This window comes from Campylobacter sp. MG1, assembly GCF_026616895.1.
Lineage (GTDB): Bacteria > Campylobacterota > Campylobacteria > Campylobacterales > Campylobacteraceae > Campylobacter_E.
The window spans coordinates 12,412-32,581 of sequence record NZ_JANYME010000005.1; the positions used below are offsets into that span (position 1 = coordinate 12,412).

Annotated in this window: 24 protein-coding genes; 5 read left to right on the forward strand and 19 right to left on the reverse strand. The window is 28.7% G+C overall.

The genetic code is table 11. From position 1 onward, the window contains the following. Positions 1 to 27: 27 nt before the first annotated feature. The 10 genes from NY022_RS05010 to ribA all read right to left on the reverse strand — a co-directional run bounded on the left by NY022_RS05010 (position 28) and on the right by ribA (position 7,360). Positions 28 to 1,437 carry a sodium-dependent transporter gene (locus NY022_RS05010; protein ID WP_267524077.1) on the reverse strand — a complete coding sequence of 470 codons (1,410 nt, stop codon included), beginning with the start codon at positions 1,435 to 1,437 and terminating at the stop codon, positions 28 to 30. Between the two features lie 132 nt (positions 1,438 to 1,569). Next, positions 1,570 to 2,094: a FixH family protein gene (locus NY022_RS05015; protein ID WP_267524079.1), complete on the reverse strand. Its 525-nt coding sequence runs from the start codon at positions 2,092 to 2,094 to the stop codon at positions 1,570 to 1,572. After that, positions 2,091 to 2,642: a hypothetical protein gene (locus tag NY022_RS05020; protein ID WP_267524081.1), complete on the reverse strand. Its 552-nt coding sequence runs from the start codon at positions 2,640 to 2,642 to the stop codon at positions 2,091 to 2,093. The genes NY022_RS05015 and NY022_RS05020 overlap by 4 nt, the downstream gene beginning before the upstream one ends. Before the next feature lie 94 nt (positions 2,643 to 2,736). Next, entirely contained in the window at positions 2,737 to 2,952 is a 216-nt protein-coding gene (locus NY022_RS05030) for a DUF4006 family protein (protein WP_267524085.1), read from the reverse strand. Between the two features lie 3 nt (positions 2,953 to 2,955). Beyond that, on the reverse strand, positions 2,956 to 3,801 hold the full coding sequence (locus NY022_RS05035; protein ID WP_267524087.1) for a c-type cytochrome: 846 nt from the start codon (positions 3,799 to 3,801) through the stop codon (positions 2,956 to 2,958). Next, positions 3,798 to 3,998: a cytochrome c oxidase, cbb3-type, CcoQ subunit gene (locus tag NY022_RS05040; RefSeq protein WP_267524088.1), complete on the reverse strand. Its 201-nt coding sequence runs from the start codon at positions 3,996 to 3,998 to the stop codon at positions 3,798 to 3,800. The genes NY022_RS05035 and NY022_RS05040 overlap by 4 nt, the downstream gene beginning before the upstream one ends. A 10-nt stretch (positions 3,999 to 4,008) precedes the next feature. Continuing rightward, positions 4,009 to 4,701, reverse strand: coding sequence for a cytochrome-c oxidase, cbb3-type subunit II (gene ccoO, locus NY022_RS05045; RefSeq protein ID WP_267524090.1), 693 nt, complete (start codon positions 4,699 to 4,701; stop codon positions 4,009 to 4,011). A gap of 11 nt (positions 4,702 to 4,712) precedes the next feature. Then, the gene (ccoN, locus tag NY022_RS05050) at positions 4,713 to 6,182 is read right to left on the reverse strand and encodes a cytochrome-c oxidase, cbb3-type subunit I (protein WP_267524091.1); all 1,470 of its coding nucleotides are present in this window, start codon (positions 6,180 to 6,182) and stop codon (positions 4,713 to 4,715) included. 64 nt (positions 6,183 to 6,246) lie between these two features. Further along, positions 6,247 to 6,804, reverse strand: a complete 558-nt coding sequence (gene rsmG, locus NY022_RS05055; RefSeq protein ID WP_214117644.1) for a 16S rRNA (guanine(527)-N(7))-methyltransferase RsmG — start codon at positions 6,802 to 6,804, stop codon at positions 6,247 to 6,249. Further along, positions 6,797 to 7,360 carry a GTP cyclohydrolase II gene (gene ribA, locus NY022_RS05060; RefSeq protein ID WP_267524094.1) on the reverse strand — a complete coding sequence of 188 codons (564 nt, stop codon included), beginning with the start codon at positions 7,358 to 7,360 and terminating at the stop codon, positions 6,797 to 6,799. The genes rsmG and ribA overlap by 8 nt, the downstream gene beginning before the upstream one ends. Before the next feature lie 57 nt (positions 7,361 to 7,417). On the opposite strand from ribA, the gene hemB reads away from it, so the two are divergent. The 3 genes from hemB to NY022_RS05075 are packed head-to-tail and all read left to right on the forward strand — an operon-like array spanning position 7,418 to position 10,789. Continuing rightward, positions 7,418 to 8,392: a porphobilinogen synthase gene (hemB, locus tag NY022_RS05065; RefSeq protein WP_267524096.1), complete on the forward strand. Its 975-nt coding sequence runs from the start codon at positions 7,418 to 7,420 to the stop codon at positions 8,390 to 8,392. A 2-nt stretch (positions 8,393 to 8,394) separates the two neighbouring features. Continuing rightward, on the forward strand, positions 8,395 to 9,738 hold the full coding sequence (gene hemN, locus NY022_RS05070) for an oxygen-independent coproporphyrinogen III oxidase (RefSeq protein ID WP_267524098.1): 1,344 nt from the start codon (positions 8,395 to 8,397) through the stop codon (positions 9,736 to 9,738). A gap of 10 nt (positions 9,739 to 9,748) precedes the next feature. Then, the gene (locus NY022_RS05075; protein WP_267524100.1) at positions 9,749 to 10,789 is read left to right on the forward strand and encodes a quinone-dependent dihydroorotate dehydrogenase; all 1,041 of its coding nucleotides are present in this window, start codon (positions 9,749 to 9,751) and stop codon (positions 10,787 to 10,789) included. A 40-nt stretch (positions 10,790 to 10,829) separates the two neighbouring features. Here the strand turns inward: NY022_RS05075 and NY022_RS05080 are convergent, their stop codons facing one another. The 4 genes from NY022_RS05080 to NY022_RS05095 form a co-directional block, all read right to left on the reverse strand. Further along, complete coding sequence (locus NY022_RS05080) at positions 10,830 to 11,594, reverse strand: Eco47II family restriction endonuclease (RefSeq protein ID WP_267524102.1); 765 nt, start codon at positions 11,592 to 11,594, stop codon at positions 10,830 to 10,832. Further along, complete coding sequence (locus NY022_RS05085) at positions 11,594 to 12,601, reverse strand: DNA cytosine methyltransferase (protein WP_267524104.1); 1,008 nt, start codon at positions 12,599 to 12,601, stop codon at positions 11,594 to 11,596. The genes NY022_RS05080 and NY022_RS05085 overlap by 1 nt, the downstream gene beginning before the upstream one ends. A 190-nt stretch (positions 12,602 to 12,791) precedes the next feature. Continuing rightward, positions 12,792 to 13,694 (reverse strand): hypothetical protein, encoded by a 903-nt coding sequence (locus NY022_RS05090; protein ID WP_267524105.1) that lies wholly within the window; start codon positions 13,692 to 13,694, stop codon positions 12,792 to 12,794. Continuing rightward, positions 13,666 to 13,941 (reverse strand): helix-turn-helix domain-containing protein, encoded by a 276-nt coding sequence (locus NY022_RS05095; protein WP_214117650.1) that lies wholly within the window; start codon positions 13,939 to 13,941, stop codon positions 13,666 to 13,668. The genes NY022_RS05090 and NY022_RS05095 overlap by 29 nt, the downstream gene beginning before the upstream one ends. 621 nt (positions 13,942 to 14,562) lie before the next feature. Between NY022_RS05095 and NY022_RS05100 the strand changes: the two genes are divergently transcribed. Beyond that, the gene (locus tag NY022_RS05100) at positions 14,563 to 14,775 is read left to right on the forward strand and encodes a hypothetical protein (RefSeq protein ID WP_267524108.1); all 213 of its coding nucleotides are present in this window, start codon (positions 14,563 to 14,565) and stop codon (positions 14,773 to 14,775) included. Between the two features lie 141 nt (positions 14,776 to 14,916). Here NY022_RS05100 and NY022_RS05105 read toward each other — a convergent pair whose 3' ends face one another. After that, positions 14,917 to 15,663: a DUF3944 domain-containing protein gene (locus NY022_RS05105; protein WP_267524110.1), complete on the reverse strand. Its 747-nt coding sequence runs from the start codon at positions 15,661 to 15,663 to the stop codon at positions 14,917 to 14,919. Positions 15,664 to 15,757: 94 nt separating this feature from the next. Here NY022_RS05105 and NY022_RS05110 point away from each other — a divergent pair, with 94 nt between their 5' ends. Continuing rightward, the gene (locus NY022_RS05110; RefSeq protein ID WP_267524112.1) at positions 15,758 to 15,934 is read left to right on the forward strand and encodes a hypothetical protein; all 177 of its coding nucleotides are present in this window, start codon (positions 15,758 to 15,760) and stop codon (positions 15,932 to 15,934) included. Positions 15,935 to 16,443: 509 nt separating this feature from the next. Here NY022_RS05110 and NY022_RS05115 read toward each other — a convergent pair. From NY022_RS05115 to trpC, 4 genes are read right to left on the reverse strand one after another with little or no spacing between them, the layout of a single operon-like run. After that, positions 16,444 to 16,872, reverse strand: coding sequence for a BspA family leucine-rich repeat surface protein (locus NY022_RS05115; RefSeq protein WP_267524114.1), 429 nt, complete (start codon positions 16,870 to 16,872; stop codon positions 16,444 to 16,446). Then, positions 16,866 to 17,630 (reverse strand): tryptophan synthase subunit alpha, encoded by a 765-nt coding sequence (gene trpA, locus NY022_RS05120; RefSeq protein ID WP_267524116.1) that lies wholly within the window; start codon positions 17,628 to 17,630, stop codon positions 16,866 to 16,868. Before trpA ends, NY022_RS05115 begins: the two co-directional genes overlap by 7 nt. Further along, positions 17,623 to 19,389 carry a tryptophan synthase subunit beta gene (gene trpB / locus NY022_RS05125; protein ID WP_420707986.1) on the reverse strand — a complete coding sequence of 589 codons (1,767 nt, stop codon included), beginning with the start codon at positions 19,387 to 19,389 and terminating at the stop codon, positions 17,623 to 17,625. Before trpB ends, trpA begins: the two co-directional genes overlap by 8 nt. Then, positions 19,386 to 20,168, reverse strand: a complete 783-nt coding sequence (gene trpC, locus NY022_RS05135) for an indole-3-glycerol phosphate synthase TrpC (protein ID WP_267524118.1) — start codon at positions 20,166 to 20,168, stop codon at positions 19,386 to 19,388. Before trpC ends, trpB begins: the two co-directional genes overlap by 4 nt. Positions 20,169 to 20,170: the final 2 nt, after the last annotated feature.

Below are 20,170 nucleotides of genomic sequence, written 5' to 3' on the forward strand. Positions count from 1 at the left end.
TTTAGCTAATGCTAAATCGTAAAATATCTAATTAAAAAATCCCAAAATATATGATTTTAAATTCTCAAAACCACTTATAAAAATTACAATAATTACAACAGGAATAAAGTATTTTATATAATAAAACCAAGCTTTATAAAGTGGATTTTTAAGCTCGTAATTATTGCTAATTTCTCTTATAGCTTCATCTTTTTTCAATACAAATGCAACAAAGAAAACACAAAGTAATGAAGTAATTACAAATAAAATATTCCCACTAATAAAATCAAATGTATCAAAAATATTTCTTCCATAAATTAAAACATTATCAAGTACCCCATAGCTTAATAAAGCTGGAACATTTCCTAATATAAAAATTCCACCTAAAACTAAATTAATTGATGTATTTTTTGAAATTTTAAATTTTTCTTCTAATACAGAAATAATTACTTGATAAATAGGCAAACTCGTAGTAAGTGCAGCTGTTAATAATAAAATAAAAAACACTATAGCAAAGAAATTTCCAAAATGCATATGTGAAAACACTATAGGCAAGGTTTTAAATACCAATGATGGACCAGCATCAGGACTTAATCCGAAAGAAAATAATGAAGGAAATATCATAAATCCTGCTAAAACTGCTACAAGAGTATTTACAATACCTGTAATAATCGCTGTTTTTAATAAATCTTCTTTTTTATCTAAATGACTAGATAAAGTTATCATAACACCAAATCCAAGCGATAAAGCAAAAAATACCTGTCCTATAACATACAAAAATATGCTAGGTGTAATCTTACTAAAATCAGGATATAAATAAAATTTAATCCCTTCTAAAGCTCCATCTAAAGTAACATTTCTAATAAGCATAGCGATTAAACATAAAAATAATAATGGCATTAAATATTTTACAAATTTTTCAATACCATCAATAACACCTCTTCTTAAAATAAACCAATTTATAAAAACAAAAAGAAATGTATAAATACTTATCATTAAAGGATTTTGTTCTATATTTTTCGTATAAAAATCACTAGTAATATCAGCGGTAACAACATTACTTAAATCAAATCCATTAAATCCAAATATTGAATAAAAAATATTTAAGATATATGTTATAACCCAAGCACCTAAAACCATATAATATGCCATAATAGCGTAACTTCCAAAAAGTCCAGCATAACCAACTATTTTCCATAATTCATTAATTTTTTTACCATTTACTTCACCACCAAAGGCATCTACACTATTTTTATGAGCTCGTCTTCCTATTACATTCTCAACTAAAATAATAGGAACACCAACTAAAAACATAGCTATGATAAATAATAAAACATAAGCACCACCACCATTTTCTCCTACCATATAAGGAAATCTCCAAGTAGCTCCAAATCCAATAGTAGCACCTGCAACAGTTAAAATATATGTAAATCTACTTGTCCAAGTCTGTCTACGCATTATGTATCCTTTTTTAAAAAAATAGGGGGTTATTTTAAAAAAAAATAAAGTTAATTTCAAGAAAAAAAACATATTTTTTGTAATTTTTAATCACTTTTTTAAATAAAAATTACAAAAATACTCAAACTAAAATTAATTATTTTGTTTACATCTATTCTTACAAAGCTCTAATTTATAAAATTTAAACAAATCATTAATTTTAAATTCTATCAATAATGTCCATCTACCATTTTCTAAATTATCTAAATTTGTATAAAACAACTCATTTTTATCATCATATTTAAAATCAATTAATTTATCAAACTTTTTAGTATGTGGTCTTGTTAATTTAGCTTTTACTTGAATATCGCTAGTTTTTAAATTTTCTTTTGCATTTACCTTAAAGCTAATTCCATTATCTATTAAAAAAGCCTGGGTCTTAGTAATATCTAAAATAGTTTTTTCAGCCATAATGTTAATATCAAAATATTTTAAAAATTCTTCTTCTATGTTCTTTATATTTGCATAATTTTTTTCTACTTCTTGGTATTTTAAAAAATAGCTTTCATCTTCATCAACTGGGTAATCAAAAGATAAATATACAGTATAAACACAAACTATAACCATAAAAATAATTGAACCAATTATTAAATAAGGCCAATATCTTCCATTTTTCAAATCTTGCTCCTAAATTTATTTCTAACAAATAAAATTATAAAAATAATTATAAATACATAAAAAATAGCTCTTAAAATATTTATAAAATATTCATTAGAGTGACCTATGCCACTATTTAATTCAATATTTTTATCATTAGCAATGATATATACTAATTCAGCAAAACCATTTAATACAGCTGCATTTATTACATCTTTTCCTTTAGGTTGTGTAAGTATTGGTAATATTGCACCTTGTGTAGGTAAGAATCCATATTTTAAATAATAATATTTAGTAATACTTGAAAAATTTAATTTTAAATCACTTACAACATCAATTTTTTTTTCTTTCAAACTAATTACTATAACTGCATAATTATCTTTATAATTGATTTGCTCTTTTAACTCTTTAAAATTGCTTACATCTGAGATTAAAACATTAGTTTCTATACCTGTTTTATTTTTCAATTCAAAACTTAAATCATAGATTTTATCAAGTACTTGTTTGCTTAATAACTCTTGTGAAAATAAATTCACAAGAGTAAGTAAAACTAAAACTAATTTTATCATCCAATACCTAAATGATTAGGGGTTAAAACTGACCAAGCTGTAACTACTGCTAACACAACCATTCCCAAAACTATAATTGTTTCTAATAACTTGTTCATTTAACATCCTTTCTAAAGTCTTCTAAAGCCCTATTTTCAAACATTTTTACATCTTCAATTTTTTCTAATTTATATGTATTTCTTATTTCTTTTTGTTGAACTTTCACAGACCAAGTAACCAAAAATGCTAAAATAGATAATAGCAAAACAGTAGCTATTAACATCCCAGTAATTCCATTTAAACCGAATAAATTTCTGCTTTGATTATCCATCTTTTACTCCTTTGATAATGTGCTTACATAACGAGCAACTGCATCAATTTGTTCTTCACTCAACATTGCACTAAAACTAGGCATAGTACCTATAACTTTAACACCGGCATCACTTGGAGCAGCCTTACCAGTTGATAAAACATCTTTAATAAATGCAACACCAGCATAGTGATTTAAAGCAGGAGCAACTCCTTCCATACCTTCGCCATTTTCTCCGTGACAAGCTACACAAGTATTTTCAAAAATATCTTTTCCAACTTCGCCTTGCATTCCATTTGCCACATAAGTTGCAACTGCTTTTGCATCATCTCCTTCAACCAAACCAGCTGGCATTTCTCCATAACCAAGTCCTGTTGAACCGTTAGCTAATACACTTAAAATACCTTCGGTACTTCCCCATTTTGTTAAATCCTGTGCTTTTCCATTGATTCCTGTAGCTTCAGCTCCATGACAAGGTGCACAATTTAATAAAAATACACTTTCACCCATATTTAATTTAGCTTCATCGTTTAAATTAGCATATTTTTCTTTATATTTAACATTATAATCATTTACCTCAACATTATATTCGCCTATTGAAGAATATTTACCGAGAGGAAATCCTATTAAAAAGTACCAAACAGCAAATAAAATTAATACTACAAACATAAAGGCCCAACCAAATGGCAATGGATTTTTATATTCGCCTATTCCATCCCAATTATGTTCACTCAACTCAACTTTTTCTTTACGAGTTGCTACCATTTGTCTAAACATATTACCAACTACTATTAATACAACTAAAATTATAATAGATGCACCAATAATAGATAATAAATTTACATTATCAGAAAGATTTAACCATTTCATAACTTTCTCCTATTTTCTAATAAAGATGAATCAATATCATCATCTAATGCTAACTTAGCATATTTTTCATAATCTCTCTTACCTTCTCTTTGAGTTTTATATAAATGTACTATATACATATATAAACCTACGGTTAAAAAAACTATAAGAAAAAAATATGCATGTCCTTGATAATAAACAAGTTCACCTACATTCATAATTAGCCCCCTATTTAAGACTATTTAAATACGCAATCAACGCAACTATTTCTTTAATTTCACATTTACTATCAAGCGCATTTGCACGGCAAGGTTCAAACGCTTGTTTTACTTCTTCATCGCTCATTGCATCAACGATAGGTGTAGCTTGTTCTACCATCATTTTACGAGCTTCATCATAGGTTCCTAATTTTGTACTACCTTCTACATCATAAGGAACATTGAAAACTTTTTTAACAGTTAAAGCTTCAGCATAAGCTGTCTCTAAATCTGAATTCTTTTTAAATAAATGTGGGTATTCAGGCATAATTGAACTAGGTACCACTGAAACAGGTTTTTTCATATGATTTTCATGCCAATCAGTAGTTCTATAATTACCAACTCTCATTAAATCAGGACCAGTTCTTTTTGAACCCCATAAAAATGGTCTATCATAAGCATATTCACCACTCTTAGAATAAGCACCATATCTATCAGTTTCTGATTTAAATGGACGAATTAATTGTGAGTGACATGCATTACAGCTTTCTTTAATATAAACATGACGACCTGCAAGTTCTAATGCTGTATAAGGCTTACGATTTTCAATAGGTCTTGCATTTGGTGCAAAAGCAGGTAAAACCTCAACTATACCAGCATACGCAATAACAACAAAAACTACAACTGCAAAAAAGAAAGGATTTTTTTCTAACCAACTAAACATATCTTACCTCCTTAAGCTTGCATTGGACTTGCTGATTTTGGTTCAACTTCAATACTTCTGCTTGAAGTAATTGATTTATAAATATTATATGTGAACATAAAAAAGCCTAATAAATATAAAAGACCACCAATAGCTCTTATTATAAAATAAGGATGTAGTGCTATAACAGTATCAATGAATGAATAAGTTAGAGTTCCATAATCATCATAAGCTCTCCACATCATACCTTGAGTAATTCCAGCAATCCACATTGATGCGAAAAACAACACAATTCCTATAGTTTGAATTGTAAATTGATATTCCATTAATTTTTTACTATAAATTTCTTTTTTGAATAACCTAGGAGTCATATGATAAAGAGCTGCCATTGTCATAAATCCTACCCAACCAAGTGTTCCATCATGCACGTGTCCTGGAATCCAGTCTGTAAAGTGTGCTAAAGCATTGATTGATTTAACTGATTGAATTGAACCCTCAAGTGTGCTAAACATATAAAATGTTGAAGCTAGAACCATAAATTTAATTAACGGACTTTCTTTTACTTGATGCCATTCACCTTTCATTGTAAGTAAGATATTGATTGCACTACCCCAACTTGGTAATATTAATACAACAGAGAAAATTGAACCCATTGTTTGCATCCAATCAGGAACAGTTGAATAAATTAAATGGTGTCCACCTGCCCATAAATATATAAACATTAATGACCAGAATGAAAATAATGATAATTTATAAGAAAATACTGGCTGACCACTTTCTTTTGGTAAGAAATAATATATTTCAGCAATAATTGCAACCGTGAAAACAAAAGCAACCGCATTATGTCCAAACCACCATTGAATTAAAGCATCGTTACTTCCTGCATACATAGATACTGAATGAAGCCAAGAACCCATTCCTGTAACTAATTTTGTAGGAACTTCCATATTATTAAATAAATAAAGCATCGCTACACCTAAAAATGTCGCAATGTAATACCAAATAGAAATATAAAGACTTTTTTCACGGCGAATTCCAATAAGTCCAAAAATTCCCATACCCCATAAAACCCAAATAACAACAACTGCTATATCAAAAGGCCATTCTAATTCAACATATTCTTTAGATGTAGAAATACCAGCAAATAGTGATACTACCGCTAATAAAATTGTAATCATATAAATTACAAAATGAGCCTTACCTATAAACATTAAAAATTTAGATTCTCTCATAGAAACTTTTAAAACTCTTTGACCTACATAATACCAAGTAGCCCAAATACCAGAAAGCATAAAACCATAAATAACACCATTAGTGTGTAGTGGTCTAAGTCTTCCAAAAGTACTAAATTCACCTGCAATATTATTTAACTCAGGATACGCTAATTGAAACGCGATTAAAGTTCCAATTCCCATACCGATTATGCCAAACAAAATACATGCGAACATAAACCATTTAGCTACAGTATAATCATAGCTTAAATGTTGTGATGGATTTGCCATAACTTCTCCTTAAATAAAAATTAAACTAATACTGTAATTATAATCCTAAAAATAAAAATTAAACTTAATTTGTAATAATTTTGAAATCTTTTTTATAAAATTCTAAAAAAATTCTATTATTTCTCTCGTGTAATTTATATTCATTTAAGCAATCTAGCTCATCTTTTACGAATGAGCCTTTGTATAAAATAAATTTCGTATTATCATTGGTTATATCATTACATAAAGTAACAATTAGTTCTGTTTTTGCAAAAGCTCTTGAAGTTATCAAATCACATTTTAAGTCTTTTTCACATTCAACTTTTATAGGTTTAATAAACACATTATCTAAATTAAACTTAGCTTTAATTAGCGATAAAAATGCTGATTTTTTATAACTTGGCTCATACAAATAAAAATTACAATCTCTTTTTAAAAAAGCTAAAAATATAGCAGGAAAACCAGCACCTGAGCCAATATCTGCAATATTAATTCCTGATTTAAATTCTACGAAATTAAGTATTTCAATACTATCAAGTGCTGCTGCTTTTATATCTTTTAATCTTGTAATATTATGAACTTTATTGTATTTTTTTAATTCATCTTCATATGAATTTATAAAAGCTAAAAATTCATTATTCATTTAGCATATGCCCCATTTTGCAAGATTTAACTTTTAGATATTGTTTATTGTATTCATTGCTTTGCATTATTAATGGTATGCGTTTTACATCTTTACTAATAGCTTTTAATTTTAAAGGATTATTTGTAAGCAATCTTACGCTTTTAATTTTGTAATATTCAAGTATAAAATCAACTATTTTATAATCTCTTTCATCATCTTTAAAGCCTAGTTTTAAATTCGCTTCAAGTGTATCAAATCCATTATCTTGTAAATTATAAGCATTTACTTTATTAAATAGACCTATTCCACGACCTTCTTGACGAAGATAAATAACCATTCCGCCATTTGCTTCAATATATCTTAAAGATGCTTTTAATTGGTCTCTACAATCGCATTTAAGCGAACCTAAAGCATCACCTGTAAGGCATTCAGAATGTATGCGAACATTAATCTCATCACTAATTTCGCCTTTCATAATTACTAAATGCTCTTTTTCGTTTTCTTTAAAAGATTGGATAATAAAATTTCCAAATCTTGTAGGTAAATTTGCTTGTTTTGATACTTCTACTAACATTTCATAACTCTTTTTAAATTTATTAATCTATAATTATACAAAAAAAAGGAATTTAATATGCGTAAATTTAGACGACTTAGAAAAAGCCCTATAATTAGGGATTTAGTAAAGGAAAACCAACTTAACTTAAACGATTTGATTTACCCTTTATTTGTAGTAGATAAAAAAAGTGCAAAAATTGAGATTAAATCAATGCCAGGAGTTTATCAATTAGGATTTGATGAATTACTAGCAGAATGTAATGAATGTTTAAAGCTTGGAATTAAGAGTATTTTATTATTTGGCGTATTAGATGAAAGTGCAAAAGATAGCTGCGGAAGTGATGCAATGAGCGATAATGGGCTTATAGCTCGTGCTATTAGAGCTATTAAAGAGCGTTTTGGCGATAGCTTATATTTAATTGCAGATTTGTGCTTTTGTGAATACACAGACCACGGACATTGCGGAGTATTAGATGAAGATGGGTATTTAAATAATGAAATTACGCTTTTAAATTCTAGCAAACAAGCTTTAGTAATGGCTAGAGCTGGAGTTGATATGATTGCACCTAGTGGAATGATGGATGGAATAATAAAAACTTTAAGAACTACTTTAGATGAAAATGGCTTTGATACTTTACCTATTATGGCTTATTCAACCAAATTCGCAAGTGCATACTATGGACCTTTCCGTGATGTGGCTAATTCAGCTCCTAAAAAAGGCGATAGAAAAGCTTATCAAATGGATTATGCAAACGGAAAAGAAGCTTTAAATGAAAGCTTAGAAGATGAAAAACAAGGTGCTGATATATTGATGGTAAAACCTGCTTTAGCATATTTAGATGTAGTTAAAGAAATTAGCCAAAACTCACTACTTCCACTATGTGTTTATAATGTAAGCGGAGAGTATTCAATGCTTAAAAACGCTGGAATAGCTGGGCTTGTAGATTATCCAAAAATCTTAATGGAAACTATGATTAGTTTTAAAAGAGCGGGTGCAAAACTAATAATCACTTATCACGCTAAAGAATTAGCCGAAATGTTAAGGGGATAAAAATGGATTTTAGTGTATTAGCAAAATATCAAACAAGTGGCCCAAGATATACTTCATATCCAACAGCTATTGAGTTTGGCGAAGATTATAAATATAATGATTTTATAAAAGATTTAGAAAGTAACGAAAATAAGCCTTTATCGCTTTACTTTCACTTGCCGTTTTGTCGTTCGGCTTGTTATTTTTGTGGCTGTAATGTAATTTATACAGCTAATGAAGATAAAAAAGAAAGGTATTTAGATTATATTTTAAGAGAGCTTGATATTTTAAAAACTCATCTTAAGACAAAAAAAGCTATTCAAATGCACTTTGGCGGTGGAACACCTACATTTTTTAGTGCAGCTCAACTTGAAATCTTGCTTAAAAAAATTAATGAAATATTTGAGTTTTTACCTGATAGCGAGCTTTCTTGTGAGATTGACCCTAGGTTTTTAAATGTTGAACAAATGAGCGTATTTGCAAAATACGGCATAAATAGAATTAGTTTTGGTGTGCAAGATTTTGACCCTAAAGTGCAAAAAGAAATTCATAGAATTCAACCTTACGAAATTACAGAAAATGCAGTAAAACTAGCAAGAGCAAATGGAGTAAAAAGTATAAATACTGATTTAATTTACGGACTTCCTTATCAGGATTTAAACTCATTTAGCAAAACGCTTGAGACAATTTTAAAAATAAATCCTGATAGATTAGCAGTGTTTAATTATGCTCATGTGCCTTGGATTAAAAAGAATATGAGAAAATTTGATGAAAGCACTATTCCTGAAGCTAAAACTAAGTTAGAAATTCTAAAACATACTGCGAAATTTTTAGGCGAAAATGGCTATAAAATGATAGGAATGGATCATTTTGCAAAACCTAATGATGAATTATTTAAGGCTTTAGAAAACGGCACACTTCATAGGAATTTTCAAGGATATACTACAAAAGGTGGAGCTATTTTGGTTGGCGTTGGGCTTACTAGTATTGGAGAAGGGCTTAATTATTACGCACAAAATTATAAAGATTTAAATCTTTACGAAGCAGCTATTGATAATGGCAAATTACCATTTCATAGGGGAATTAAGCTTAATAATGATGATTTAATTAGAAAAGCTGTAATAATGAGCTTAATGGCTAATTTTAGTCTTAATATTAAAGAAATTGAAAAAGAATTTAAAATAGTATTTTGGGATTATTTTAACGATGCAAAAGAGTATTTAAAAACTTATGCTGAATTTTTACAAATTAGTGATGATGAAATAAAAGTAAATGAAACAGGCACATTATTAATCCGTAATATTTGTATGGGATTTGATGCTTATATGAAAAATAAAGGTGAAAAGACCTTTTCAAAAACATTATAAAGGTAAGTAAATGTATGAATTAGCAAAAAAAGTTATATTTAAGTTTGACCCTGAAGATATGCACCATTTAGTAATCAAAGCTCTTAAAACTCAAAGATTTTTAAAAGTAGTTGATTATAAAAAAACTTATAAGAATTTAGAAAATGAATTAATCAATATGAAATTTTCTAATCCTATTGGACTTGCAGCTGGATTTGATAAAAATGCTGAAGTAGTAGCTCCTTTAGCAAATCTTGGCTTTGGTTTCATTGAAGTCGGAGCAATCACTCCTAAGGCTCAGCCAGGTAATCCTCGCCCAAGAATTGAAAGATTAGTAGATGAGCTTAGCATTCGCAATGCAATGGGGTTTAATAATGATGGTGTAGAAGTTGCAAAAGCAAATTTAATGCGTGAGAATTTCTCAAAACTACCTCCGATTTTTATAAATATAGGTAAAAATAAAGTTACACCTAATGAAGAAGCGATAAATGATTATGAGATTTTAGTTCGTGAGCTAAAGCCTTATGCAGACGCTTTTGTAATTAATATAAGTTCGCCTAATACTCCAAATCTAAGAGATTTACAAAATGCTAAATTTATTGAAGAAATTTTTACTAGGCTAAATGCTATTAATGATGTGCCAAAATTTATAAAATTTGCTCCTGATATGGATTTTGGCTTGGCTACTGAATTAAGTCTAACAGCTTTAAATGCTAATGCTTGCGGAGTGATTTTAAGCAATACTACGCAAGATTATTCGCTTAGCAAAAAGCCTGATTTAACCAAGGTTGGCGGCTTAAGTGGTAAAGTATTAGCCGAAAAGTCTTTAAATATGCTAAAAGCAATCGCACCAAGCGTGCATAAAAAAGGCATAATTATTAGTAGTGGCGGGGTATTTGACGCGGCTCAAGCTTATGAGCGTATAAAATGGGGTGCTAGTTTAGTTCAAGTGCTTTCATCTATGATTTTCGTTGGACCTAGAATTGCTAGAAATATAAATGATGAGCTTACAAAATTAATAGAAAACGACGGCTTAAGCTCAATTAATCAAGCCATCGGCGTAGAATTATAAGAATTTATTTCGTGTATCTTTACACGAAATAAATTCTAAATTAATCTAGTTTTTCAAAACCTTCATATGTAGCAAATGCTAATTTATAAAACGCTATTAGAATATCTTTATTCTTAGCTTTTAATTCATCTAAAACTGTATCTTTTTCATATTTTATTTTTTTAGTAACTAATTTTTCTATTGTTATAGGAAGTTGTTTGCATAATTTTAAAAATGCAATTTTATCGCCAGTTACAATTTCGTAAAATTTATCAATAGATATCCTTCGTAAGCTTTCATTAGACTGTTGTTTAATTTTATCAAGCGTAATAATCCAAGGGATATTTTGTGATTTAATAGCGATTATTTCAACTAAAGCACAAATACTACTATCTTTATCTTTAGAATTTAGCAAGTGATTTTGCATTCTCATATAAGTTTTTGCCGATGAAGAACTATTCATTGTATTATGTTTATTTTTAAGCTCTATATAATATGTTTTATTAAAATCTTTAAAAATAATATCCCAACCTTCTTTTGGAACTTCACAATTTTTAATAAATTTAAAAATATTTTGATGAAAATATCCTATCGAATTACTATTACTTTTATCTCTTTGACGATGAATCTCATAATTAATTATTTCTTCATAACTTTTATTAAAAGCATATTTATCAAATAATAGTTTTATAGGGTCAATTAAATTTGAATTAAAAGTTTTTAAATCAATTGAATTTAAACTGCTTTCATATTCTTTTAATACATCTAGTACTAAATTTTCAAAATCACTTTGCTTTATAAAGTCTAAATAATATTTATTATCCATCATAACTCCTTTAAAGTTTTAATAATCTCTAAACCAACAGCTTTAGCTAAATTACAAGGAACAGCATTGCCGATTTGTTTATATTTTGAAGCAATTGAACCCATAAATTCCCATTCATCTGGAAAACTTTGAATTCTAGCATTTTCTCTTACGCTAAATGGTCTTACTTCAAGCGGATGGCATCTTTCTGTTTGTTTCATTTGTGGAGTTGTAAGGACGGTAAGACTTGGTTCGTCTAAACTTAACCTTCTTAAAATTCCCGTCCTTCCACCGCCCATATTCCAACAATTTTTCATATATTCTTTAGCAATTTTAGGGTCAATATCCTTCCAGTATCCACCAGCTGGAACAAGAGTAAAAATTTTTTCTTTTTCTTTGGAATATTTAGCACACTCGCTTTTAGGAACATCTTTTAAAACATCCCTTAAAACAAGTTTTTTATCACTTTGCTTAGGAAAATTAAAATTAATTTTATCTATTAAATCATTTCTAATTCCTACCACTATTAATCTCTCTCTTTTTTGAGCTACTTCGTAATCAAGTGCATTTAATACTTGATGTTGTACTGAATAATTTTGTTCTCTAAACACATCACAAATAACCTTAAAAGTATTGCCTTTATCATGAGTTAATAATCCTTTTACATTTTCAAACAAAAACATCTTTGGCTGTAATTTATGTAAAAATATAGCATAGTGATAAAACATAGTTCCACGAGTATCAAGAAGACCAAGTCTTTTACCAGCATAACTAAAACTTTGACAAGGCGCTCCACCAGAAATCAAATCGAGCTCATATTTTTTAATATCAAATAATTTCTCTAAATCTTTATTAGCAACTTTTTCAATATCGTCACATATTACATTCCAATTTTTTCTATTATGTTTTAAGGTATTAGCTGCATTTTTATCAATCTCAATAAGTCCTAAATGAGAAAACCCAGCCATTTCAAGCCCAAGTGCCAAGCCACCAGCTCCTGCAAAAAGTTCTATGCTTTTATAAATCATTAAAATCCTTAAGTATTTTTATCATATTAACTGAAAAAATTAAATTCATACAATTATGCATTATTTATAAAAAAAAAGAGCAGTTTAATTGTAAAGCCACAGGATTTTGTAAAGCAAACAGTATTAAGCATAATTTTTTACCAATAGCTCACGAGTATATTTTCGTGTTTAGAAAATAAAAACCAAATTCCTATTTCAAATTCTTGATTTTTCGCATTGCTAGAATATAGACTAAAATAAATGAAAGTAAAAATAATCTATTCATATATTCATAAAAAATACCGCTTCTATCAAAGCAAATAATTTGAATATAAAAAGCTATAAAAGATATTAGAGTGATTATTTTTGTAATTGCTCTAATGTTTGATTTATAGTGATTTAATAAATAAAATATATCAATATAAATAATAGGCATTATTATTATGCTAAGTTCAGTTAATGCCATTATAAACACTATTCCAACGATAAAAATAGTTAAAACAATAGTAATACCAAGATAAAAACTAAAAGGTATTATCAAATTAGTCTTACTAGCAATTGAGCTAAAATCTAAAGTTAAAAAATAAGCTAAAGAGCGTTTTGGAGTAATCTCATTAAAATGCCTTTCTTTTATCATTGATAAAATCAGTGCAAGTATGAAAAAAATAATAAAACCAATGGCTTTATAATTAATTGAAAGTATAAAATTATCTTCTAAATAAACCCTAAGCCAATGAAAGCATACTAAATAATAATCAATAAGATAAAACGCTATTATTACAATGATAGTTTTGATTATTTTATTTTTTGTGATTGAATTAAGCCTTTGTAAAGTGCTAAGAATTAGTATAAAATCAATAGCAAGATAAAAATTAGCATATAAACCCTGAAAAATAATTTGAGAATAACTCATAAAATCATTTTTAATAAAAGCAAAATCTACATTATTAGCTAAAACTAAACGCACAAATCTTGAAAACTCTATCAAACAATAAAACAAGCCAAATGCTAAAATCGGAAAAATAAAAACCATAAAGGCATACGAACGCCTACTCATAGTAGCTCTTAAATCAAAATTAGCTACATTAATCAAAGCTTCTTTTATGCAATTCATTTTGTATACCCCCCCCCATTAACAACTCACAAATATCAACACCTAAAACTTTGCTTATATTATAAATATGCTCTAGGTTAAAATGTTTGCCGTTTTTGTTGTTTTCGCAATTTGAATAAAAGGCTATTGATTTTATGCCTATACTTAGGGCCAAATCTAGTTGGCTTATGTTTTTTTCGGTTCTAAATTTTTTAACATTACTTGATACTAATTTATAAAATTCTTCTATTTCTTCAGTGTTTTTCATACATTATCCTATAGGTAAAATCTAATAATTTAAACGATATAAAATTTAAAATCTATATCCTATAAGATGAATTAATGTATTTATGATAAATTTGATTTTAAATTTATTTAAGGAGAAAAAATGAAAAAATTATTTTTGTTTTATTTTGTGTATTTTTTGTAGTTGGTTGTGGGTCGGATAGTCCTGATAGTGTTGCTAAAAATTTTATTGAATATTTAAATAAAGGCGACATAGAAAAAGCATTTAAATGCACTGAGTTTATAGAGCTAGAAGATGATGAAGATAAAGCTTATGCTAAAGATAAACTTAATCGTATGTCAAAAATTTTTTAAATCATTCAAATGAACAAGGTGGCTTTAAAAATGTAGAAATAGCTAGCTCTAACATAGATAACGATACTGCACAAGTAAGATTACAAATCAATTTAAAAATGGCACAAGCGAATCAAGGGATTTTAATCTTTACAAAAAAGATGGTAAATGGTATTTAGATTTTGGATATATATCATCAAAGAAAGATGATGAAGAGATAGCAAAATCAGCAGTCAACCTTGCTTCTCTTATAGATGATTTAAAATCTTACTATGCTAAAAAGGGAGCTTTTAGTAATAATATTAAAGAAATGACAGTTGTACCAATAAATGAAAACGGGGAATTTTATGTAAGCAATCACCCTTGCTTAAAAATAGATACAAAAGACAAATCTATCATTATCACAAACATAAACAAAAACAGCAATAAGCTTTGCACAAAAATATTGCAATTGGATATCATTCAGCAAATTCTAAACAAAGTTGATTTAAGCAAGAAAAATTCTATTACAATCAATTTATAGTAATAACTTTTTGTTTTATAAGTGTATTTTAGGCTTACAGCAAACTAGCCTAAAATACACAAAATAATTTTAAACAATTAAATTTCATCTTATCTTTACATATATTTGTGATTTTAATTTGACTTTTTAAAAGCCAAAATTTTACATATTTTCAAATAAACTTTTGTTTAAATATGTTTGTCTTAATGCAATAATTTGCAATACTGCAGGAAAAGTTACTCTATAAGCAGGTCCAGCAATGTCCCAAGCAGTCCAAAACCCAGTAATAATCCAGCCAATAGGACCTGCTGCAAGAGACAAGGTTCTAGCAATTGCTGCATTTCCTGCTAATCTTAATCCATGTCCAAATAGTATTCTCCAAACAAAGTTAATTAATTTAAGTGTAAACACATAAGATTTAAAACCACCTAATCTAAATACTGTAATCCCTATTGTAGCAAGTCCTTGTGCTTTTAGTTGTGTGTATTCTATACCAAATTCTTTTGCAAGCTCTTTTAGTTGTTCATCACTTAATTGTGTTTGCATATCTTCTAAAATTTTTTGCAAAAGATTTGTTTCTATCGTAGTTGTACTAGAATTTTTATTATAATTTACTCCTTGTTTATCACAAACATCGCATAAAATTTCTCTATATAAAACTCCTTCATTAAATCTCAAAAAATTAGCAAAGCTATTTCCACCAAATTTTTGCAATTCTTCTGCCAAATCTTCCCAATATTTAGAATAATCTTCACCATATCTTTTATAGTTTGTTCCTACTGTGATTGATTCTGTAAGTCTCAATTCTCCATCTTTAGGATCTTTTATCAATACATCTGCAAGCCCTTTCAGCTCATCACTGCTTAATTTACTTAAAAACTCTAAGTCTTTATCATATCTATAAGCCATTTACTCTCCTTAATTATTAAAATAGATGTTATTTTACCCCCCCCCCTAACTTAAAAAAACATTAATATATATAATGTAACAAAAAGGAGTTTAAATGAGAGAATATTTAGCAACTTATATAGATAAAGATTATAAAGCATTTCACAAAAAACTAGTTTTTACAAAATACGAGATTTTAGGAATTCACTCTAAATTACTTAAAGACTATGTAAAAAATCTTCAAAAAGGGCATAAAGCTGTATTTGATATAAAAAGCAATAATACTATATAAATATGGCTAGGGCTTGATAGGTGCTTTTGGCTAATGAATTTAAATTAAGAATTTCGTTTTTAAAATCGCATAATTTAGACAAAAATACGCTTAAATTAACCATACAAAAATGTAAAGTTAATTACCAAAAAATAATTTATAAATTTTATCAAATTGCAAAAACCATAAAAATTAACTTATTCTTAAAATATCAATAAAATTTCTTACAATAAAACTATTGATATGAATATAATAAAATCTAATATTCTACAAATACCACAAATAAAAATATCCAAAACATAAAAACCTATCAAAATACTAGCGACGATAGATTGTTTTAACATTGAATTTAATTTATAAATTTATTATAATTGCCATAGTTTTTTAATATCATTTTAAAATACCAAAAAACAAATAGTTATAATCTAAATTTCTCTAATCTTATTGCTAATTACAACTATAAAAATAATTATAAACAAGCAAATAAGATTAAAAATGTTTATTTTTAGTTTTAAAAAATAGATCAAATATTAAATATTTTTCGCCTTACTACCAAAAAACATTAAAGTATCATTTTTAACATTATTCATATCAAAACTAAAAATTTGTTCTAAACTAGAGCATTCAAAAAACATACCTTGCATATTTTTTACATTACTAGTATTGAAATTTAAAGGTTTATTAAAATTAATACAATGCGCAAACATCCATTCCATATTTGTAACACTACTTGTATCAAATTTTAATTCTTCATTAAAATACGAACAACCAAAAAACATCATACTCATATCAGCTACCCTGCTTGTATCCCAAGTATTTATCCCACTAAAATCTTTTCTTTTACTATCGTTAAAAAGTCCACTCATATCAATTATTAAACTAGTATCAATATCAGCTAAATTGATGCTATTATCTTTTAATATCTCTTGTAATTGCTCTTTTGTGCTAGGTCTTAACATATTGCATCCACCATACTTTTAACATACTCTCCTATAAATTGAGGAGCGTTTTTTCCATGCTTTTCTAATAATTTTACAATAGCTGAACCAACTATTATTCCATCGGCAATTTTACTAATCTCTTTTGCTTGAGTCGGTGTTGAAATCCCAAAACCTATAGCACAAGGTAAATTTGAATGTTTTTTTATGACTTTTACAATGGAGCTTAAATCCGTATTTATGTTTGCTCTTTCTCCAGTAACTCCTAAAGATGACACAAGATATATAAACCCACTTGCATCTTTTGCTATCATTTTTATCCTATCATTTGAAGTTGGTGCGATAAGTGATATTAAAGCCACATCGTATTTTAAAGAATACTCTAAAAACTCGCCTTTTTCTTCATAAGGCAAATCAGGCAAAATTATCCCACTAATTCCTACATCTTTACACTTTTTAAAAAATTCATCACTTCCATAAGAAAAAACCACATTAGAATAAGTCATAAAAACAAGCGGCACATTAACGCTAAGCTCTTTAACCATATCAAAGATTTTATCCGTTGTAACACCATTAGCTAAAGCTCTTGCATTTGCTTCTTCAATCACTTCGCCTTCAGCCGTAGGGTCTGAAAATGGAATTCCTAGCTCAATTAAACTTGCCCCATTTAGCTGCATTTCCTTAATCGCTTCTTTAGTAGTATCTAAATCAGGGTCGCCACAAGTTATAAAGCCTATGAAAGCTTTTTTATCCATAAACGCATTTTTTATCTTATTCATAAATATTTTCTCCTTTATATCTAGCAATAGCAGCACAATCTTTATCGCCCCTACCTGAAAGCGTAACTACAATTATGCTATCTTTTGGCATTTTTGGTGCGATTTGCATAGCGTGATATACTGCGTGTGCTGATTCAATCGCAGGGATAATTCCTTCAACTTTAGTTAAATACTCAAACGCCTCCACAGCTTGTGCGTCCGTAACGCCAACATATTTTGCTCTTTTTATATCGTGCAAATACGCATGCTCAGGTCCAACCCCAGGATAATCAAGCCCCGCCGAGATAGAATAAACAGGTGCAATTTGACCATATTTATCTTGACAAAAATACGATTTCATTCCATGAAATATCCCAACGCTTCCTACATTTATCGTTGCAGCTGTTTTAGGGGTATTTATCCCATCTCCTGCAGCCTCGCAACCTATAAGCTCCACATCTTTATCATCTATAAAATGATAAAAACTTCCAATAGCATTAGAACCACCACCAACACAAGCTAAAACAGCGTTTGGTAGCTTGCCTTCAATTTCTAAAATCTGCTCTTTTATCTCTTTAGAAATCACTGCTTGAAAATCTCTTACCATAGTTGGAAACGGGTGTGGTCCCATAACAGAGCCAAGACAATAATGAGTATCATGCATTCTACTAACCCATTCTTTTAGCGTTGCTGATACGGCGTCTTTTAGTGTAGCTGTGCCACTTTTAACAGCTATTACTTTTGCTCCAAGTAATTTCATACGATAAACATTTAGCGCTTGTCTTATGGTATCTTCTTCACCCATATAAACTACACACTCCATTCCAAAAAGTGCCGCTGCAGTTGCAGTCGCCACTCCGTGCTGACCTGCTCCAGTTTCAGCTATTAGCCTAGTTTTTCCCATCTTTTTAGCTAAAAGCGCTTGACCTAAAACATTGTTTATCTTATGTGCTCCTGTGTGGTTTAAATCTTCTCTTTTAAGATAAATTTTTGCTCCACCTAAATCCTTTGTCATAGATTTTGCATAATATAGCCTTGATGGGCGATTTGCATAATCGTTTAATAAATTTTGCAATTCCTGATTGAAATTCTCATCATTTTTATAAAATTCATAAGCTTTTTCTAGCTCAATTACTGCATTCATAAGTGTTTCTGGCATATATTGTCCGCCGTGTATCCCAAAACGACCTTTCATTCTCACTCCTTGTATAAAATCTTTTACCATTTTTTCATCTTTAAAGCCATTTATTTCAACCCCCGAACTAATATCTAGTGCATAAGGGTTTAGCTTTTTTGCTTTGTATAAATTGCTGTAATTTAGCCCACCTGCTAAAAAATACTCTCTATTAAATCCAGCCAAAAGCCCCCAATCAAAGCTTTTTCCACTTCCTGCTACTTTATAATCAAGCAAAACATAATCAGCACTTGATTTTAAAGCTTTTTCTAAGTCTGCTTTATCGTTTATCCCGTAAGCTTTTATGATAGGCTTACTTGTTAGGCTTTTTAGTTCTTTTATATAATCATCATCTTCATTTGCGTGAAGCTGTATAATGTCTATAAAATCAAGAGCTTTGCAAATTTCGTTTGTTTTGGCGTCACAAAACACCCCAACGCTTAAAATATCTTTATCTAAATCATTTTTTAGGCTTTTTGCCGTATCAAAATCAATATATCTTTTGCTATTTTTAGCAAAAATAAAACCTACAAAATCAGGTTTATAAGCATTCATAATCCTTATTTCATCAAGGTTTTTTATCCCACAAATCTTAACTTTACTCATAAAAGTGCTTTTAATTCTTTAAGTTTTTGTGCTTTATCATTTGCTTTCATCAAGCTTTCACCTATCAAAGCTCCGTTTACGCCACCAAGTGCTAGAGTTTTTATATCATTTGCGTCTTTTATGCCACTTTCTGCTATAAAAATCACATCATTTGGGACTAATTTTCTAAGATTTAGGCTATTGTTTGTATCTACACTAAAATCTTTTAGATTTCTATTATTTACGCCGATTATTTTTGCACCAACCTTTAAGGCTTTTTTGATTTCATCTTCATCGTGAGCTTCAACTAAAGCACAAATGCCTAAATCATCACATATTTTAAGGTATTCTTTAAGCTTTATTTCATCTAAAACCGAGCAAATAAGTAGTACAGCACTTGCCCCTAATAGCCTTGCTTCATAAATCATATAGCTATCTATTATAAAATCTTTTCTAAGCGTTGGAATAGATATATTTTGTGAGATTTGCTCAAGGTATAAATTATCTCCTAAAAACCATTTAGGTTCAGTTAAAACTGACACTGCATTTGCACCAGCACTTTCATAATCTTTTGCAATTTTTAAATAATCAAATTCGTTTGCAATGATACCTTTAGAAGGAGATGCCTTTTTACACTCGCAAATAAAGGCAAAATCAGTATTTTTAAGACTATTATAAAAGCTAAAATCTCCTTTTTTAACCTTTAGTGCTTTTTCTTTAACCTCATCAAAACCCATTATTTTCTTGGCTTCTTGCACCCTGATTGTCGCATAATCACAAATTGCAGTTAAGATATTCATTT

Coding starts and splice junctions, on each gene's coding strand:
- NY022_RS05010 (WP_267524077.1), bottom strand. CDS start 1,437: ATGCGTAGACAGACTTGGACAAGTAGATTTACATATATTTTAACTGTT.
- NY022_RS05020 (WP_267524081.1), bottom strand. CDS start 2,642: ATGATAAAATTAGTTTTAGTTTTACTTACTCTTGTGAATTTATTTTCA.
- NY022_RS05030 (WP_267524085.1), bottom strand. CDS start 2,952: ATGGATAATCAAAGCAGAAATTTATTCGGTTTAAATGGAATTACTGGG.
- NY022_RS05035 (WP_267524087.1), bottom strand. CDS start 3,801: ATGAAATGGTTAAATCTTTCTGATAATGTAAATTTATTATCTATTATT.
- NY022_RS05040 (WP_267524088.1), bottom strand. CDS start 3,998: ATGAATGTAGGTGAACTTGTTTATTATCAAGGACATGCATATTTTTTT.
- ccoO (WP_267524090.1), bottom strand. CDS start 4,701: ATGTTTAGTTGGTTAGAAAAAAATCCTTTCTTTTTTGCAGTTGTAGTT.
- ccoN (WP_267524091.1), bottom strand. CDS start 6,182: ATGGCAAATCCATCACAACATTTAAGCTATGATTATACTGTAGCTAAA.
- rsmG (WP_214117644.1), bottom strand. CDS start 6,804: ATGAATAATGAATTTTTAGCTTTTATAAATTCATATGAAGATGAATTA.
- ribA (WP_267524094.1), bottom strand. CDS start 7,360: ATGTTAGTAGAAGTATCAAAACAAGCAAATTTACCTACAAGATTTGGA.
- hemB (WP_267524096.1), top strand. CDS start 7,418: ATGCGTAAATTTAGACGACTTAGAAAAAGCCCTATAATTAGGGATTTA.
- hemN (WP_267524098.1), top strand. CDS start 8,395: ATGGATTTTAGTGTATTAGCAAAATATCAAACAAGTGGCCCAAGATAT.
- NY022_RS05075 (WP_267524100.1), top strand. CDS start 9,749: ATGTATGAATTAGCAAAAAAAGTTATATTTAAGTTTGACCCTGAAGAT.
- NY022_RS05080 (WP_267524102.1), bottom strand. CDS start 11,594: ATGGATAATAAATATTATTTAGACTTTATAAAGCAAAGTGATTTTGAA.
- NY022_RS05085 (WP_267524104.1), bottom strand. CDS start 12,601: ATGATTTATAAAAGCATAGAACTTTTTGCAGGAGCTGGTGGCTTGGCA.
- NY022_RS05090 (WP_267524105.1), bottom strand. CDS start 13,694: ATGAATTGCATAAAAGAAGCTTTGATTAATGTAGCTAATTTTGATTTA.
- NY022_RS05095 (WP_214117650.1), bottom strand. CDS start 13,941: ATGAAAAACACTGAAGAAATAGAAGAATTTTATAAATTAGTATCAAGT.
- NY022_RS05100 (WP_267524108.1), top strand. CDS start 14,563: ATGACAGTTGTACCAATAAATGAAAACGGGGAATTTTATGTAAGCAAT.
- NY022_RS05105 (WP_267524110.1), bottom strand. CDS start 15,663: ATGGCTTATAGATATGATAAAGACTTAGAGTTTTTAAGTAAATTAAGC.
- NY022_RS05110 (WP_267524112.1), top strand. CDS start 15,758: ATGAGAGAATATTTAGCAACTTATATAGATAAAGATTATAAAGCATTT.
- NY022_RS05115 (WP_267524114.1), bottom strand. CDS start 16,872: ATGTTAAGACCTAGCACAAAAGAGCAATTACAAGAGATATTAAAAGAT.
- trpA (WP_267524116.1), bottom strand. CDS start 17,630: ATGAATAAGATAAAAAATGCGTTTATGGATAAAAAAGCTTTCATAGGC.
- trpB (WP_420707986.1), bottom strand. CDS start 19,389: ATGAGTAAAGTTAAGATTTGTGGGATAAAAAACCTTGATGAAATAAGG.
- trpC (WP_267524118.1), bottom strand. CDS start 20,168: ATGAATATCTTAACTGCAATTTGTGATTATGCGACAATCAGGGTGCAA.